This is a genomic window from Streptomyces sp. NBC_01260 (assembly GCF_036226405.1).
GTDB classification, from domain to species: domain Bacteria; phylum Actinomycetota; class Actinomycetes; order Streptomycetales; family Streptomycetaceae; genus Streptomyces; species Streptomyces laculatispora.
In genome coordinates this window covers 2380945-2397148 of the sequence record NZ_CP108464.1, presented here as the reverse complement: position 1 = coordinate 2397148, position 16204 = coordinate 2380945, and the positions used below count along the sequence as shown (strand labels likewise).

The following is a 16204-nucleotide window of genomic DNA, read 5'->3' as shown; positions in this document are numbered from 1 at the left end:
GGTCGCCTCTCGGGACCATCGGATCCGCAGCGGATCCACGGCGGGCCCACGTCACTCCACGGAGTGAATTCGGTATCGGTTCGCTTACAGACGGCAACTTCCCTGTCGCTGTCGCAGTCAGTTGGGGCAGAGGCAGTTTCAGACAGACGGACCTTGCTACGGAGCATTCCAGGGGAGCGCATATGCACATCAGGGGCGACCACGCCGAGCTGGTCGTCGGGGGCCGCCTCGACGTCCGAAGCGCGGCGGACGCCCGTACGGCCCTGCACTCGGCCCTCGACGACGGAGTCGGCGATCTGGTGCTGGACCTGACCGAGCTGGATTCATGGGATGCCACCGGACTCGGTGTCATCATGGGCGCGCACAGACGGGCCGGACGGGCCGGCCGGCGGCTGGTGCTCCGCGGTGTGCCGCCGCAGATGCAACGCCTCCTGGTGGCCACCAGACTGCACCGCATCCTGGCCATCGAGGGTGGAATCGCGGCGGAGTCCCTGCCGCGCGTCTGAGGTTCCCGGCGGCGGCGGACGCCCGTCCGTACCCCGCGGCCGAAGCCGCACAATCCTCACGAGACCGTGATCTGTCGGGCGGCACGGCACCCCGGATGTTCGTAGATACTGTGCGAAGGTTTAGGGTTCGGCCGTCTGCCGATTGACGGACCCACCTGGCTGACACCGGACCGGAAGCGACAGCTGGACGTGCGAGGCCGGGAGGGGCAACCGTGCTCGACGCGTCTTGGGGGCTTTGGCGATGGACCCGACACACCGGGGGCCGGAAGAGTACGGCCACGACAGGAACGGCTCCGCGCAGGACGCCGGCCGACGGCGCCCCTCCCGCGATCCGCTGACTCCTGATTTCGGTCAGCAAACACCGCAACAGGCACGTATCGTCCCGCTCATATCGGGCGACCTCCTGCTCACGGTCAACCCGGTCGACGGCAGCGAGGTCGAACCGTGCCGGCCGGGCGAGCAGCCCGCCGAACCGGTCCGGCGCACCCCCGCGGAGCGCGCCGACCGCGAACGGGCCGCCGCACCCCCCGTGCCGCCCGGCCCGCCCGTCCTCCAGCTGCCCCTCCTGGAGCGCGAGGGCGAACGCGAGCGGCTGCTGCGCCTGCTGGCCCGCGGACGCTCGGTACGGCTCACCGGACCGGCCGGATCCGGCCGAACCGCGCTCCTCGACGCCGTCGCCGCGGACTGCGCACAACTGGCACCGGACGGAGTCGTACGGCTCAACGGCCACAAGCGGACCGTCACCGACCTGCTGTACGGGCTCTTCGACGCCGTCCACGACGCCCCGCTGCACCGCCCGGACCGGGCGCTGCTGCTGGCGAAGCTGCGCACCACCGGCGCCGTCGTCGTCCTGGACGACCTGGAGTTCGGCGGCGCCGCGCTGGACGAACTGCTCGACGCGACGCCCGAATGCGCCTTCCTGCTCGCGGCGGCGCCCGACGTCGCCGCACCGGACGCCGAGTCCCACCTCGAAGAGGTCTTCCTCGCCGGGCTGGACCGCGCCGCCTCGGTCGTCCTGATGGAGCGGGTGGTCGAACGGCCGCTCACCGAGGAGGAGGCCAACTGGGCGGGCGACCTCTGGTTCGAGTCCGAGGGCCTTCCGCTGCGCTTCGTCCAGGCGGGCGCCCTGCTGCGCCAGCGCGATCTGCTGTGCGCCGACCCCACCGCTTACGACGAGTACGGCTACCTCGACAGCCGGCCCGCCGAGGCGCCGCTGCCGGCCGAGGCCCTCGACCTGCCGTTGCCCAGCCTCGGCGAGGGCGCCGCGCCCGCCGCACTGCTCGCCTCACGGCTGAGCGGGGCCGCGCGCGACACCCTGCGCTTCGCGGTCGCGCTGGGCGGCGAGGTGCCGCACCAGGCGCATCTGCCGGCGCTCGTGGGGGACACCCACGCCGATGCCGCGCTCGGCGAACTGGCGGGCTGCGGGCTGCTCTCCCCGGCCGGGTCCCGCTACCGGCTGGCCGCCGGTGTGGTCGCCCAGCTGGAGGCCGCCGGATACGGGGACGACGCCACGGGCCGGGCCCGTACGGCGGCCCAGCACTACGCCTGGTGGACCGGCCACCCCTCGGTCACCCCCGCCCGGGCGGTCGCCGAGGCCGATGCGATCGTCGCGGCCATGGCTCAGCTGGTTCCGGGGGACGGTGCCGGACAGACCAGCGTCGCCGTGCTGCTGGCCCGCAGCGCCTCGCCCGCCTTCGCGGCCGGGCTGCAGTGGAGCGCCTGGGAGAAGTCCCTGCGGATCGGCCAGGAGGCGGCCCGGATCGCCGGCGAGGTCGCCGAAGAGGCTTACTTCCACCACGAGTTGGGCGTACTCGCGCTCTGTAGCGGCAATCCGGACCGGGCCAGGGCCGAGCTGGAGACCTCCATCAGCATGCGCGGAGCGCTCGCCGACAAGCCGGGTGCGGTGGCCGGGCGCCGGGCGCTCGCCCTGGTCGAGGACCTCTCCGGCGCGGTGGCGGCGGGCGGTGTGCCCCTGAACGAGGAGATACCGGCGAACCGCTTCGAGACGTCTTCGCCCAGTGGTCCGACGGTCGGCATACCGGTCACGATGCCGAGCTCGTACGCGGACGAGACCGCCGTCCTGCCCCGGCAGACCGCTCCGAAGGGTGCCGGGAGTGGACCGTCCGGCCGCTTCGCGGTCCTGGGCGGGGCGCGGCGCAACCTGGTCGCCGCGAGTGCGGGTGTGCTGCTGGCGGGCGTGCTCGGCACGGTGGTGACGCTCGGGCTGACGTCGAACAGCGATCCGCAGGATGACCCCGCCGTCTCGACCGAGCAGCCGGCGGGCGAGGGCGACGACAGCGAGAACGAGCTCCCGGCCGACGAGCCCACGGACGATACGGTTCCGTCCGCTCCGGCGCTGAGCTCGACATCGCCGACGCCCGGGCCGACCGGGAGCGAGGCCGCGCCGACCGGGAGCGGGAGCTCGTCCCCGGGGACGAGCGCCCCGCAGGACAGCCCGTCCCCCTCAGGGAAGCCGTCGAGCGACGGGCCGAGCCCGTCGGACGAGACATCCAAGTCGCCCAGGCCGACGAAGTCGACTCCGCCGCCGACGAGTGAGTCGCCGAGCTCTCCGCCGGCGAGCCAGACTCCGTCGCCCACGGACACCGCGACGGACGAGCCGAGTCTGCCCGGTTCGTCGGACTCGGCGAGTGGGCCGTCGGGGGCGATGAGTGCGAGTGCGGACGATTCGGGGACGCCGTCGGAGAGCGCGTCGGTGCTCTGACCGGGGGCGGGGGCGCGGGTGCGGGCGCCCCCGCCGGGCGCCTTGTCCTCAATCGCCGGACGGGCTTGAAATGCCGGACGGGCTTGAAATGCCGGGCGCGCGGCCCCTGGGTCAGAACAGCCTGAGCTTGTCGTCCTCGATGCCGCGCATCGCGTTGTAGTCGAGGACCACACAGCCGATGCCGCGGTCCGTTGCCAGCACGCGGGCCTGGGGCTTGATCTCCTGGGCGGCGAAGATGCCCTTCACCGGGGCGAGATGCGGATCGCGGTTGAGCAGTTCCAGGTAGCGGGTCAGCTGCTCCACGCCGTCGATGTCGCCACGCCGCTTGAGCTCCACGGCCACGGTCCCGCCGTCGGCGTCGCGGCACAGGATGTCGACCGGGCCGATGGCGGTGAAGTACTCGCGGCGGATCAGGGTGTAGCCCTCGCCGAGGGTCTCGATCCGGTCAGCGAGCAGTTCCTGGAGGTGCGCCTCCACGCCGTCCTTGATCAGGCCTGGATCGACACCCAGTTCATGGGACGAGTCGTGGAGGATTTCCTCCATAGTGATGATCAGTTTTTCGCCCGCCTTGTTCACCACGGTCCAGACGCCCTCGGTGTCGTCGGCGCCCTCCTTCAGGGTGCAGGGCGGTGACATCCAGTTGAGCGGTTTGTACGCCCTGTCGTCGGCGTGAATCGACACGCTCCCGTCCGCCTTCACCAGGATCAGACGGGGAGCGGAGGGCAGGTGGGCCGTGAGCCGGCCCGCGTAGTCCACGGAGCAGCGGGCGATGACGAGACGCATGGTCGGCAACGCTACTCGACGACGGGCGGTCGGCGCGATTCACCCACCCGTCACTCCATCCCCGCCCCGACCTGACCGATTCTGGCTTGTCCGTCTTTGAACCCCTTCGTTATTGGCCGGTTGTGTTCCCAATCTCCTGGTGCGGCCCGGACTGCACCCTTACCGTGGATGCAGGAGGTCGCCGTCTGTGCACGCTGCGTCGCCGTCCTCCTTCCCTGCCCGTAAGGCCCCGGCCCTCCGTCGGGGTCGCGAGAGGAGAACCCATGTCGCTCGACGTCTCACCGGCGCTGTTGGAACAGGCCGAGCGAGGCGAGGTCGACGAAGCCGACTTCGTCGACTGCGTCCGGACCTCCCTGCCCTTCGCATGGGAGATGATCAGCTCGCTGGTGGCTCAGCTGAAGGTCGACGGCGGCGAGTTCGCCGACAACCAGACGCCGCCGCCGGACGAGCAGGCACGTGGCCAGCTGCTGCGTGCGCTCGCGAGTGATGCAATCCGCGGCGCGCTGCAGCGGCACTTCGGGGTGCGTCTGGCATTCCAGAACTGCCACCGCGTCGCGGTGTTCCCGCTGGACGCCTCGGTCGACGACCGGCTGGCCCGATTCACCTCGGTGAGGGGCCAGTTGCTCAACCAGTCGCCCGAACTACGGGACTGCTGAACGACTTTGCTGCCGCTCCGGGCCGCGGGAGGTGCCACTGGTCCGGGGCGGCAGCTCCCGTTCGTACGCCGGAACAGCGGATCCGGCGGATCATTTCAGGAGCGGCAGCACCTCGGTGCCCAGTCGCGCTACGTTCTCCTCCGTGGCCACGAGATCTCCCGAACCCTCGACCAGGAGCGCGAAGCGGGTGATGCCCGTGCGCTCCGCCGTGGCCGCGAGCCGGTCCGCCGCGAGCCGGGGCGGGCCCACCGGGTGAATCCCGCACAGCATCTCCGTATAGCCGACCGGGTCGCGCATCACCCGGTGCCGGCCGTCGACCGTCACATGGGCGTCCAGCCCCTGCCGCAGCCAGCCGGGCATCGCCTTCACCAGCGTCTCGGTGGCGTCCTCGGTGCGGTCCGCGATCTGGGCCACCCCCGCCGACACGTGCCCGGCCTGCCGCACGCTCTCCGGCGACCGGCCCGCGGCCAGCGCGGCGGTCCGCCAGAGGCCGACCATCTCGGCCTTCTCCTCGTCCCCGCAGTGCATGCCGAGCAGTATCGGCAGGCCGTTCCCGGCCGCGAGCCGCACGCTCTTGGGCGAGGTGCACGCGACGACCACCTCGGGACCGCCGGGGTTCTCGCCGCCCTCCCCGTCGAACAGCTCGTCGGCGCGGGGCACCACCGCGACCTCGGGGAAGCCGTAACGCTCCCCGCGACCCGCCACACGCGGTTCGCGCAGCCAGTCGAGCAACAGCCCCAGGGACTCCGGGAAGCCCTTCTCGTACGCCTCCAGGCCGCCGCCGAACACCTCCAGGTCGATCCAGGGGCCGCCCCGGCCGACGCCGAGGATGAATCGGCCGCCGCTGGTGAGGTGGAGCAGCGCGGCCTGCTCGCCGAGCGCGACCGGATGCTGCGTCGGCAGCACACTCACCGCCGTGCCCACCCGGATTCTGCGGGTGCGGCCGAGCAACAGCGCGGCCAGTGTCACGGCGGACGGGCAGACCCCGTACGGCACGAAATGATGTTCTGCCAGCCAGACCGAGTCGAGTCCGGATTCCTCCGCGACCTCGGCGGACCGGATCGCGCGATACAGCGCTTCGCCCGGCCCCTGCCCCGGAAACTGGGCTGCCAGTACAAACGTTCCGACGCGCATCGCCTATTGCCTCCTTGCGGCCGACGCGGCTCTCCCCTGTTGGCAACAACGTCTGACACGTGCCAAAGGCACGGTCGGGCGGGAAGTTGTTGCGATTTTCCGGTAACCCGTCCCGTCCCGGGCCCGGTGGGGCGCGGTGTGGGACGTCTGCCCCGGCTGAATGGCCCTACGCTGGACGGGAACTGCCCAGCCTGCCCCGTGAGGTGTCACGTGTCCCCGCGCCGCAACCGCCCCCGAGGCGGCGAGAGTCCCACCGAGAGCTCCGGCGCGCTGGGGGACCGGTACGGGGGTGGCGGGCGCGCGGAGGAGTGGCAGGGCCAGGACTGGTCCGTCCGCCCCGTGAGCGGGGCGAGCGCGGCGGGCAAGCGCTACCGGTGCCCCGGCTGCGACCAGGAGATCCCGTCCGGCGTCCCGCATCTGGTGGCCTGGCCCGAGTACGGCGGGATCGATGACCGCAGGCACTGGCACAAGGCGTGCTGGAACGCGAAGGACCGCCGCACCACGCGGGTGCAGCGGTCCAGGAACGCGCCTCGGTACTGAACGCTCCCCCCCGGTGGACGGCACCGGGGTGGCGGCCGGTCAGACGTCGCGGCGGCTCATCGAGAGATAGGCGCCGCCCATGGCCACGGCGGTCACCCCGAGCATGATCCACAGCGGTTCCCAGCCGGACGGCCCCGACCCGGTGACCGAGGTGTCGTAGAAATTGCTGAGCTGGTTGGGGATCGAGTACTCCAGGAGCCACTTCTGGAGCTTCGCGAGCGACTGGGCGAACATGAAGATCGCCAGCACGAGCGGCAGCAGGACCACGCCGATCATGACGGTGATCGCACCTGCCGAGTGCCGGACCAGCGCGCCGATCGCCAGCGAGAGCAGCCCGAGCGTCGCGATGTAGAGGCCGACGCCGACCGTGCTGCGCAGCCAGTCCGCGCCGCTGGGTGTGTCGGCGTCCAGGATGCTCGTCTGGAGCACCGCGACGACCGAGGTCATCACGGTCGTCAGGACGAAGGTGAGCAGGAAGAAGACGATGGCCTTCGCGCCGAGCACCCGGCCGGGACTGGGGCAGGCCGTCATCGTCGTACGGATCATCCCGGTGCCGTACTCCGAGGAGATCGTCATCACGCCGAGCGTGATCACACAGATCGAGCCGAGCAGAACGCCGAAGAAGCCGAGGCTGAGCACCGGGGTGGAGCCCAGATCGGTGTCGGACATGTCGACTGCGATCGCCGACAGCAGGCCGATCACGAGCAGCAGCACGACCAGGACGCCGAGCGTCCACATCGTGGAGCGCACCGAACGGATCTTCGTCCACTCGGAGGCGATCGCGTCGCCGAGGGTGGCCGGGCGCACCGGGATCGGCGAGGTGTAGAAGCCGCCCTGCGCGCCCTGCGCGTTCTGCTGCGGTGCGGGGGGCTGCTGGTACGCCGGCTGCTGGTACGGCGTGGACGGCGTTGTCATCGGGGGTCCTCGCTGGTGTCGCGCGCGGTCAGGTCTGCGGGAGCCGCGGCAGGCACTGCCGGGGCCGGGGCAGGAGCGGCGGGGGCTGCGGGCGCCACCGGGGCCGCGGCCGACGGTCCGCCGGGGGCTGTCGCGTACGGGTTGTCCCCGGGCGGCGGCGGGGCGTACCAGCCCTGCTGCGGCACCTCCTGGACGGCGGGCTGCGGCGGCCCGTACCCGGGGTGCTGCTGCCCGTATCCGCCGTCCGGGAAGGGCTGCTGGAGCCCTTCCTTCTGGTCCGCTGTCGAGCGGTAGTCCACGGCGCCTTGCGTCATCCGCATGTACGCCTCCTCCAGCGAGGCCTGGTGCGGCGAGAGCTCCCACAGCCGTACGTCGGAGTCATGGGCCAGATCGCTGATCCGGGGCAGCTTCAGCCCGGTGATCCGCAGAGCGCCGTCCGGCTCGGACATGACCTGGCCGCCCGCCTCGGTGAGGGTGGCGGTCAGCTTCTCCCGCTGCTCGGACCCGTTGTCCTGGACCCGGACCCGGGCGAAGTCGGCCGAGTTGGCCGAGATGAAGTCCGTGATCTTCATATCGGCCATCAGCTGGCCGCGGCCGATCACGATCAGATGGTCGGCGGTGAGCGCCATCTCGCTCATCAGGTGGCTGGAGACGAAGACCGTGCGGCCCTCGGACGCCAGCATCCGCATCAGATTGCGGACCCAGAGGATGCCCTCCGGGTCGAGGCCGTTGACCGGCTCGTCGAAGAGCAGCACCTGCGGGTCGCCCAGCAGCGCGGCCGCGATGCCGAGCCGCTGGCCCATGCCGAGCGAGAAGCCCTTGGACCGCTTCCGCGCGACGTCCTGCAGGCCGACGACACCGAGCACCTCGTCGACCCGGGCGGCGGGGATACCGGCGAGCTGGGCCAGCGAGAGCAGGTGGTTGCGGGCGCTGCGGCCGCCGTGCACCGCCTTGGCGTCCAGCAGCGCGCCCACCTTGCGCGGCGCGTTCGGCAGGCTGCGGTAGGCATGGCCGTCGATCGTCACATGGCCGGCGGTCGGCCGGTCCAGGCCGAGCATCATGCGCATGGTCGTCGACTTGCCCGACCCGTTGGGACCGAGGAATCCGGTGACGGTGCCCGGCCGCACCTGGAAGGAAAGGTTGTACACGGCCGTCTTCGCGCCATAGCGCTTGGTCAGGCCGACTGCCTCGATCATGCTCCAGCCCCATCGACTTATCTGTCGTCGGGGCCCAGGCCGTCCGGCCGCACGCCCCCGTAAGAGTTAGGAGGATAACCAAGCCTTTACGGTTCCGGCCAAGTCGTTGCGGCGGCGCGTCCCCGGCGAAGGCCGCGGCCCGGGGTCCACGGCCCTGGGGCGGACCCCCGGGTCAGGCGTCCCGCCTCTTGAGTACGAGGAAGCCGCCGATCACCGCGGCCGCCACCCAGGCGACCATGATCAGCAGTCCGGCCCACGGCCCGTAGGGAGCCGGATTGCTGTTCATCGCGTCGGGCACCACCTGCATGATCTTGGACCCGGCCTGGTCGGGGAAGTACTGGGCGACGCTCTTGGCGCCCGGTACGGCCGACAGGATCCGGGAGACCAGGAAGAAGAACGGCATCAGAATGCCGAGCGACAGCATGGAGCTGCGCAGCATCGTCGCCACCGCCATGGAGAAGATCGCGATCAGCCCCATGTAGATGCCGCCGCCGAAGACCGCCCGCAGCACGTTGTCCGCACTGATGTCGGTGCCGTGATCGCCGAGCAGGGCCTGGCCGAGGAAGAAGGAGACGAAGCTGGTCGCCAGGCCGACCACCAGGGCCAGCACGCCGGCCACCAGCATCTTGCTGAAGAGGAACGTGGCACGCTGCGGCACGGCCGCCAGCGAGGTGCGGATCATGCCGGAGCTGTACTCCGTGCCGACCACCAGGACACCGAAGACCACCATCGCCAGCTGGCCGAGGATCATCCCGGAGAAGCTGATGTAGGTGGGGTCGAAGGTGGCCCGCTCCGCGTCGGAGAGGTCGTTGAACTGGGAGTTCATCAGGGCGCTCAGCGCGGCGCCCATCGCGACGGTGACCAGGAACGCGGAGATCAGCGTCCAGGTGGTCGAGGAGACCGTACGGATCTTGGTCCATTCGGAGGTCAGGACCGCGGGTACCGAAGCCATCGTCATGCCCCCTTGCCGGTGCCGGACCCGCCGGGGGCCCCGGGAGTGCTGTCGGGCGGACCGGGGGCGGCGCCGGGCGGCTGCCCCCACTGGTCGCCCCAGTGCGGTCCCGCCGGCGGCGGCGCGGCTCCTCGTTCCGAGCGCGCGTGGTACTCCACGGAGTCCGCCGTCATCTGCATGAAGGCCTCCTCCAGCGAGGCCCGCTGGGAACTCAGCTCATGCAGCACGATGGTGTGCCGGGCCGCGAGCTCGCCCAGGTCCTCGGTGGTGGCGCTGTCGACCTCCAGCGTGCCGTTGCCCGACTCGACCGCGATGATGCCCTCCGCGTGCAGTACGTCGCGCAGCCGCTCCTGCTGCGGCGAGCGCAGCCGTACGTAGCTGCGGGAGTTCTGGTGGATGAAGTCGGCCATCGAGGTGTCGGCCAGCAGCCTTCCCTGGCCGATCACGATCAAGTGATCCGCGGTCAGCGCCATTTCGCTCATCAGGTGCGAGGAGACGAAGATCGTCCGGCCTTCCGAGGCCAGCGCCTTCATCAGATTCCGGATCCAGTGAATTCCCTCGGGGTCCAGACCGTTGACGGGTTCGTCGAACATCAGGATCTCGGGATCGCCGAGCAGTGCCGAGGCGATTCCCAGCCGCTGCCCCATGCCGAGCGAGAAGCCCTTGGACTTCTTCCTCGCCACCGCGGTCAGACCGACGGTGTCCAGGACCTCCGCCACCCGGCTCTGCGGGATCCGGTTGCTCTGCGCGAGACAGAGCAGGTTGTTGTACGCGCTGCGACCGCCGTGCATCGACTTGGCGTCGAGCAGCGCACCGATGTACTTCAGCGGTTCTTCCAGCTCGCGGTAGTGCTTGCCGTCGATGCGCACCGATCCGCTGGTGGGGTTGTCCAGATCGAGCATCATCCGCATCGTGGTGGACTTGCCCGCCCCGTTGGGCCCCAGAAAACCCGTCACCATCCCCGGCTTGATCCGGCACGACAACTGGTCGACGGCAAGCTTGCTGCCGAAACGCTTGGTGAGACCGTCAAGCTCGATCATGCGATCACGCTAGAACGGCCGCGCGCCCGGCGCCACCACAAGGGCGGAACCGGGCGCGTCGGAGTCGGACCGGCCGGTGCGTCGGGGGACGACCGGTCGTTACCGCGTTGTCCCTGGCGTCAGCGGGTCTGCTGGGCCGGGACGCCGCGGGAGGCGGGCTCCTCGTCGGCGGGGGTGCCGGCGGCGGCCACCGCGGCGCCGGTCAGCGTCGCCAGCATCTCGCGGACGTTGGTCAGCTGCGCGTTGATCGAGTCGCGGCGGTTGGTGAGTGCCGCCAGCTCGCGCTCCGACTCGCTGCGGATCCGGTCGGCCTTCGCGTTGGCGTCGGCCACGATGTCCTCGGACTGGCGCTGCGCGGTCTCCACCGTCTGACGGGCCCGGCGCTCGGCGTCCGTGCGGAGCTTCTCGGCCTCCAGGCGGAGCTGCTCGGCGCGGTGCTCGATCTCGGCCAGACGCTTCTCGGCCTTGGCCTGGCGGGACGCGAGGTCGCGCTCCGACTGGTCGCGGCGCTTGGCCAGGTTGGTCTCGAAGTCCGCGGCGGCCTGGGCGGCCTTGGCGCGGGTCTCCTCGAAGAGCGCGTCGGCCTCCTCGCGCTTCTGGGCGGCGTCCTTCTGGGCGTCCGAACGAAGCGTGGTGGCCTCGCCCTTGGCCTTCTCGACGATGCGGACGCCGTCGTCCTCGGCCTTGGACTTGCGCTCGGCGGCGAAGGCCTCGGCGTCGTTGCGCACCTGCTGGGCGGCGGACTCGGCGAGCTCACGGTGCTGCTCGGCGGCGCGACGGGCCTCTTCTCGCAGGTCCTTCGCCTCCTCCTCGGCAAGGCGGAGAATCTTCTCCACGCGCGCGCCGAGACCGGCGTACGACGGCTCCGCGTCGCTCACCTGGGCCTGGGCGTTCTGCGTTTCGAGGTGCAGTTCCTCGATGCGCTTTTCCAGAGACGTGATGCGGGCGAGAGCACTATCACGGTCGGCGACGAGCTTGGTAATGCGGTCATCCACCTGACCGCGGTCGTAACCACGCCGCACGAGCTCGAAGCCGAAGGGGGAGGAAGGGTCACTCATGGGGTTCCTGTCGAAGTAAGACCGGTGAGGTGATAGGGGGAATCCTAGGGGCCCGGACGGCGTGTCATCGAGCAGATGCCTGTTTGATCTGGAGAATGACACCCCTTTTGAGTGGCTAACCCGCGCAAGCCTTGCCACTCGGAGGGCTGAATGTCCTTGCCGGACCGCGGGAGCCCGCCGGACAGGTCCTACCCATCGGACGGCTTGCCACTCGAACGATTGCCCGCGGTGGCGCCGGCCTTGACGGCGTCGGCGCCCTTACCGCCTGCCGTGGGGGTCTCGAATGACTCCAACGCCTCCAGTACGTCCTGGACACGGGAGATCTCCGTGTTGATGTCCGCGCGCCGACGCACCAGGACATCGAGTTCGCGCCGGCCCTCGTCCACCGTCCGTTTGGCCTCGGACTCGGCGTCGGACCGCAGCTTCTCGGCCTCGCGCACCAGGCTGGCCTTCTTCTGCTCGGCCTCCTTCAGCAGCGACTCGGCCCGCTTCACGGCGGCGATCCGGACCTTGCTCGCCTCCGAACTGGCGTCCGACAGGAGTTCCTTGGCCTTCGCAGCGGCTTCCTCGCGCTGCTCGGTCGCCGCCCTCATCAGGTTGTCGACGCGCTCGCCGGCCGTCTTCATCTGCTCGGAGGTCTCCCGCCGGGCACGGTCGTGCAGCTCCTCGATCTCGCCCTCAATGCGGGTCCTGAGCTCCTCGGCCCGCTCCCGGATGGCGGTGGCGTCCCGGCGGGCGCCGACCAGCAGCTCGTCCGCGTCCGTCCGGGCCCGCTCGACCAGGGAGTTGCCCTCGACGGTCGCGTCGGAAGTGATCCGGACAGCCTCGTTCCGGGCCGCCCCGACCATCGTGTCGGCCTGTTCCTCGGCCTCGGTGGCGGCCCGCAGCGCCTCCTCCTGGGCCTTGTTGATCAGCTGGTCGGCCTGCTCCGCGGCGTCGGCCCGGCGCTTCGAGGCCGATTCGCGCGCCTCGTCGAGCAGCCGGTCCGCCTCCTGGCGGGCCTCGGCACGCATCTGTTCGGCCGCGGCCTCGGCGTCGTCGCGCAGCCGCTCCGACTCCTCGCGGGTCCGGACCGCGTGCTCCTGCGCGGAACCGACGGTCGCCGCCGCCTCCGCCCGCAGCCGCTCCGCCTCGCTCGCCGCCTCGTCGCCGATCCTGGCCGCCTGCTGCGCCGCCTCGGTACGGACGCGCTCGCTCTCACCGGTCGCCTCGGACATCAGACGGTCGGCCTGGACCGCCGCCTCCGACCGCATCCGGTTGGCGTCCTCACGGGCCTCGGCACGGCTGCGCGAGGCATCCTGCTCGGCGGAGGCCAGGGCGTCGGACGCCTCGGTACGCATCCGCTGGCTGTACTCCGCGGTGTCGGCCCGCAGCTTCTCCGACTCCGTGATCGCGTCGGAGACCGTCCGCTCGGCCATCGCCTTCGCGGCCTCGGTCTCCTCCTTGGCGACGGAGCGGATCCGGGCCGCGTCCTCGCCGGCCCGCTCCCGCTCGGCGTAGGCGTCGGCGCGGACCCGGTCCGCCTCCTCCTGCGCCTCGGACTTCGTCCGCTCCGCGACATGCTCGGCGGTGGAGCGCAGCCCGGCGATCTCCGCCTCGGCCTGCTCCTGGAGCCCGCTGACCGAATCCCGTACCTGCTGGGCGGTCTGCTCGGCCGCGGTGACCATCTCGGTCGCCCGGCTGTCCGCCTCCTCGACCAGACGCTGGGCCTCGGCCTGCGCCTCCTCGACCCGCTTGCGGGCGGAGGCGAGGAGCTCCTCGCTCTGCTCGCGGGCCCGCTCACGCTCCTGGTTCGCCTCGCCACGCGCCGCGTCGAGGGTCTCCTGCGCCTCGCGGCGGCGCCGGTTCGCCTCCTCCTGGGCAGCGGCCAGCGCCTCGGCGGCCTCCGTGCCCACCCGCTCGGCCGCGGCCGCGGCCTCCGACCGCACCCGGTCGGCGCTCTCCTGCGCCTCGGTCTTCAGCCGCTCCGCCTCGGCGGCCGCCTCGCTGCGCAGCCGTACGGCGACGTTCTCGCCCTCCGCGCGGGACTGCGAGGCATCGGCCGCGGCCTCGTCGCGCAGCCGCTGGGCCTCGGCCTCGGCCTGCTCCTGGAGGGTGCGCAGCCGCTCGGCGGCCTCGGTGCGCAGCCGCTCGGACTCCTCGTTCGTCTCGCGCCGGACGCGCTCCGCGTCGGTGCGCGCCTCGCCCAGCGTCTGCTCGGCCGTGGTGACCCTGGTCTCGGCCTCGGTGTGCAGCCGGGCCAGCTCGTCGGCCGCCTCGGCCTGCCTCGCCGCGACCGCGCGCTCGGTCTCCTCGCGGAGCTCCGCCGCCGCCTGCTCGGCCGCGGACGTCGTCGAGGCGGCCTGCTCCTCGGACTCGGTGCGCAGGGTCTCGGCCTCGGCGCGGGCCCGCTCCAGGGCCTCCTCGGCCTGCTTGCGCAGCGTGCCGGCCCGCTCGGTGGCCTCGGTCCGGACCCGTTCGCTCTCGGTGCCCGCGGCGCCGCGCAGCTCCTCCGCGTCGGCCTTCGCCTTGGCCAGCAGCTCCTCGGCGGTCCGCGCGCCCTCCTCGATCTGCTGGACGGCCTCCCGGCGGGCCTCACCGCGGATCCGCTCGCCCTCGGCGACCGCCTCGGAACGCAGCTGCTCGGCCTCGCCGCGCAGCCTGCGCGCCTCCTCCTGGAGCTCGACCGTCTTGGCCCGGTACTCCTTGGTGTCGTCCTTGGCCGCGCCCTTGAGCTGGTCGGCCTGCTCGGCGGCCTCGCCGCGCAGCCGGTCCGCCTCGGCCTCGGCCTCGCGGCGGATCCGGTCCGCCTCCTCGCCCGCCGCCCGGGTGGTCGACTTCGCGTCGTCCGACGCCTTGGTCAGCACCTCCTCGGCGGCACGGGCCGCCTTGGCGAGCTGGGCCGCGGCGTCCTCCGCGGCGGCGGTGCGCGCGGCGTCGGCCGCCTCGGAACGGAGCCGGTCGGCCTCGGCACGGGCGTCGGCGAGCGACTGCTCGGCCTCCGCCTTCAGCGATTCGGCGTCCTTGGTGGCCTCGCCGACCAGCCGGGCGATCTCCGATTTGGCGGTGCGGGTGCGCTGCTCGTTCTGCGACTCGGCGCCGGCCAGCCGCTTGACCGCGGCCTCCTTCGCCTCGGACAGGACCTTCTCGGCCTCCACCCGGGCCTCGCGCAGCTGCGTCTCGGCCTCCTGCATGCGCTGCTCGGCGGTCCGGTTCAGCTCGGCGGTCTGCTGCCTGGTCTGCTCGGTCTCGGCCGTCGTCGAGGTACGCAGCTGCTCGGCGTGAGCGGTGGCCTCCTGCGCCTGGCTGGAGGCGGCGTTCAGCATCCGCTCGGCGTCCCTGCGGGCCCGCAGCAGGATCGACTCGGCCTCGGAGCGGGCGGACTCCGCCTCGGAACCGAGCCGCTGCCGCGTCTCGTCCGCCAGCCGGCCCGCCTCGGCGCGTGCGGCGCTCAGCGCCTGCTCGGCCTCGGCCCGTGACTCCTCCAGCAGCCGGCGGGCCTGGGACTCGGTCCTGGCCCGCAGCTGCTCGGCCCACGCGACGTTCTCGTTGACGTGGGACTCGACGGTCTGGCGGCGCTCCGCCAGCTCCTGGTCGAGCCGCTGGCGACGCTGCACGGCCTCGGTGTGCAGCTCCGCCTGGAGCCGGGCCTGGTGCTCCGCGTGCTCCTGCAGGATCCGCTGCGTCTGCGCACGGGCGTCGCGCAGCTCGCGCTCGGCGTCGTTGCGCAGCTGGTCGGCCTGGACCTGGGCGTTACGGAGCAACTGCTCCGCCTGGTAGCCGATGTCCGCGCTGTCGTACGCGGGACGGGTCGCCAGACTGCGGCGGGCCTCGTGCAGCTTGGCGCGCAAGACCTCGACCTGGTAACCGAGGTCCTCGGCGTGCTGGACGGCCTTCTCCCGGTCGGTCTTCAGCCGGTCCATCTCGGCTTCGAACCGCGAGAGATGGTCGTCTTCAGCTCGGTGGCTCTCCTGGCGTTCGTAGCCCCGCACTGCGCGGTCCCATCCTTCCCCGAGCTCTCAACTTCTTCCCCAAGCTCTCAACTTCGTTCGAGCAGGGGATACCCCACTGAGCAGGGGGAGACCCCAACCCTGGTCACACACTCCAAACGAGTACCGTTCGCCGGCGAACGGTCCCCCGGGGAATGGTGACAGATCAACGGCTGAGGACGCGGCGCGGCCCCGACCCGGCCCCGGCCCGGAACAGCCCACTCTACCGGGCCGGGTATCCCCCCGGTCAGTGCTCCGTCCGGGACGTGACCAGTTCGGTGAGGACGCCATGGCAGTCCTTGGGGTGCAGGAAGGTGATCCGGGACCCCATCGAACCCGTCCTGGGCTCGTCGTACAGCACCCTGACACCCTTCTCCCGGATGTCCGCGGCGTCCGCGTCCACGTCGGCCGTACCGAAGGCGATGTGGTGCACGCCCTCACCGTTCTTGGCCAGCCATTTGCCGACGGCCGAGTCCTCGCGGGTCGGTTCCAGCAGCTGGAGGTAGGAGGCGCCGCCGTCCGACGTCTCGTTGATCTTGAGCATGGCCTCGCGTACGCCCTGCTCCTCGTTGATCTCGGAGTGGAAGACCTCGAACCCGTAGGTCGAGCGGTAGAACTCGACAGTGGCGTCGAGGTCGAAACAGGCGATCCCGATGTGGTCGATTCGCGTCAGCATGGGACCAGTGCAGCGCTCCGCGGATGGTTACGCAACGTGCGCGCGATCACACCCGCTG

13 protein-coding genes are annotated in these 16204 nt (G+C 71.6%); 4 read left to right on the top strand and 9 right to left on the bottom strand.

From position 1 onward, the window contains the following. Nucleotides 1-182: 182 nt before the first annotated feature. Both OG322_RS10170 and OG322_RS10165 read left to right on the top strand, forming a co-directional pair. Nucleotides 183-506 (top strand): STAS domain-containing protein, encoded by a 324-nt coding sequence (locus OG322_RS10170; protein WP_123461690.1) that lies wholly within the window; start codon nt 183-185, stop codon nt 504-506. A 241-nt stretch (nt 507-747) separates the two neighbouring features. Further along, nucleotides 748-3228, top strand: a complete 2481-nt coding sequence (locus OG322_RS10165) for an ATP-binding protein (protein WP_329306322.1) — start codon at nt 748-750, stop codon at nt 3226-3228. Nucleotides 3229-3339: 111 nt separating this feature from the next. Here OG322_RS10165 and nucS read toward each other — a convergent pair whose 3' ends face one another. After that, nucleotides 3340-4011: an endonuclease NucS gene (gene nucS / locus OG322_RS10160; RefSeq protein ID WP_123461691.1), complete on the bottom strand. Its 672-nt coding sequence runs from the start codon at nt 4009-4011 to the stop codon at nt 3340-3342. Between the two features lie 263 nt (nt 4012-4274). On the opposite strand from nucS, the gene OG322_RS10155 reads away from it, so the two are divergent. Further along, nucleotides 4275-4667 (top strand): SCO5389 family protein, encoded by a 393-nt coding sequence (locus tag OG322_RS10155; RefSeq protein ID WP_123461692.1) that lies wholly within the window; start codon nt 4275-4277, stop codon nt 4665-4667. A 90-nt stretch (nt 4668-4757) separates the two neighbouring features. On the opposite strand, the gene OG322_RS10150 is transcribed toward OG322_RS10155, so the two are convergent. Next, nucleotides 4758-5801, bottom strand: coding sequence for an LLM class flavin-dependent oxidoreductase (locus OG322_RS10150; RefSeq protein ID WP_266410926.1), 1044 nt, complete (start codon nt 5799-5801; stop codon nt 4758-4760). A 210-nt stretch (nt 5802-6011) separates the two neighbouring features. On the opposite strand from OG322_RS10150, the gene OG322_RS10145 reads away from it, so the two are divergent. Continuing rightward, nucleotides 6012-6341: an ATP/GTP-binding protein gene (locus OG322_RS10145; RefSeq protein WP_329306321.1), complete on the top strand. Its 330-nt coding sequence runs from the start codon at nt 6012-6014 to the stop codon at nt 6339-6341. Between the two features lie 39 nt (nt 6342-6380). Here OG322_RS10145 and OG322_RS10140 read toward each other — a convergent pair whose 3' ends face one another. From OG322_RS10140 to mce, 7 genes are all read right to left on the bottom strand, one after another. Beyond that, the gene (locus OG322_RS10140) at nt 6381-7256 is read right to left on the bottom strand and encodes an ABC transporter permease (RefSeq protein ID WP_123461695.1); all 876 of its coding nucleotides are present in this window, start codon (nt 7254-7256) and stop codon (nt 6381-6383) included. Beyond that, on the bottom strand, nt 7253-8452 hold the full coding sequence (locus OG322_RS10135) for an ATP-binding cassette domain-containing protein (protein WP_329306320.1): 1200 nt from the start codon (nt 8450-8452) through the stop codon (nt 7253-7255). Before OG322_RS10135 ends, OG322_RS10140 begins: the two co-directional genes overlap by 4 nt. 172 nt (nt 8453-8624) lie before the next feature. Beyond that, complete coding sequence (locus tag OG322_RS10130; protein ID WP_123461697.1) at nt 8625-9404, bottom strand: ABC transporter permease subunit; 780 nt, start codon at nt 9402-9404, stop codon at nt 8625-8627. Between the two features lie 2 nt (nt 9405-9406). Next, nucleotides 9407-10444 (bottom strand): ATP-binding cassette domain-containing protein, encoded by a 1038-nt coding sequence (locus OG322_RS10125; protein WP_329306319.1) that lies wholly within the window; start codon nt 10442-10444, stop codon nt 9407-9409. A gap of 119 nt (nt 10445-10563) precedes the next feature. Next, nucleotides 10564-11502, bottom strand: a complete 939-nt coding sequence (locus OG322_RS10120; protein ID WP_123461699.1) for a cellulose-binding protein — start codon at nt 11500-11502, stop codon at nt 10564-10566. Between the two features lie 188 nt (nt 11503-11690). After that, nucleotides 11691-15473, bottom strand: coding sequence for a polarized growth protein Scy (scy, locus tag OG322_RS10115; RefSeq protein WP_123461700.1), 3783 nt, complete (start codon nt 15471-15473; stop codon nt 11691-11693). 244 nt (nt 15474-15717) lie between these two features. Then, nucleotides 15718-16146 (bottom strand): methylmalonyl-CoA epimerase, encoded by a 429-nt coding sequence (gene mce, locus OG322_RS10110; RefSeq protein ID WP_123461701.1) that lies wholly within the window; start codon nt 16144-16146, stop codon nt 15718-15720. Nucleotides 16147-16204 lie beyond the last annotated feature (58 nt).

Excerpts from the sequence above, each read along its gene's own strand:
- OG322_RS10125 (WP_329306319.1), bottom strand. The coding sequence starts at position 10,444 with ATGATCGAGCTTGACGGTCTCACCAAGCGTTTCGGCAGCAAGCTTGCC.
- OG322_RS10155 (WP_123461692.1), top strand. The coding sequence starts at position 4,275 with ATGTCGCTCGACGTCTCACCGGCGCTGTTGGAACAGGCCGAGCGAGGC.
- OG322_RS10170 (WP_123461690.1), top strand. The coding sequence starts at position 183 with ATGCACATCAGGGGCGACCACGCCGAGCTGGTCGTCGGGGGCCGCCTC.
- OG322_RS10165 (WP_329306322.1), top strand. The coding sequence starts at position 748 with ATGGACCCGACACACCGGGGGCCGGAAGAGTACGGCCACGACAGGAAC.
- mce (WP_123461701.1), bottom strand. The coding sequence starts at position 16,146 with ATGCTGACGCGAATCGACCACATCGGGATCGCCTGTTTCGACCTCGAC.
- OG322_RS10150 (WP_266410926.1), bottom strand. The coding sequence starts at position 5,801 with ATGCGCGTCGGAACGTTTGTACTGGCAGCCCAGTTTCCGGGGCAGGGG.
- OG322_RS10130 (WP_123461697.1), bottom strand. The coding sequence starts at position 9,404 with ATGGCTTCGGTACCCGCGGTCCTGACCTCCGAATGGACCAAGATCCGT.
- OG322_RS10135 (WP_329306320.1), bottom strand. The coding sequence starts at position 8,452 with ATGATCGAGGCAGTCGGCCTGACCAAGCGCTATGGCGCGAAGACGGCC.
- OG322_RS10120 (WP_123461699.1), bottom strand. The coding sequence starts at position 11,502 with ATGAGTGACCCTTCCTCCCCCTTCGGCTTCGAGCTCGTGCGGCGTGGT.
- nucS (WP_123461691.1), bottom strand. The coding sequence starts at position 4,011 with ATGCGTCTCGTCATCGCCCGCTGCTCCGTGGACTACGCGGGCCGGCTC.
- OG322_RS10140 (WP_123461695.1), bottom strand. The coding sequence starts at position 7,256 with ATGACAACGCCGTCCACGCCGTACCAGCAGCCGGCGTACCAGCAGCCC.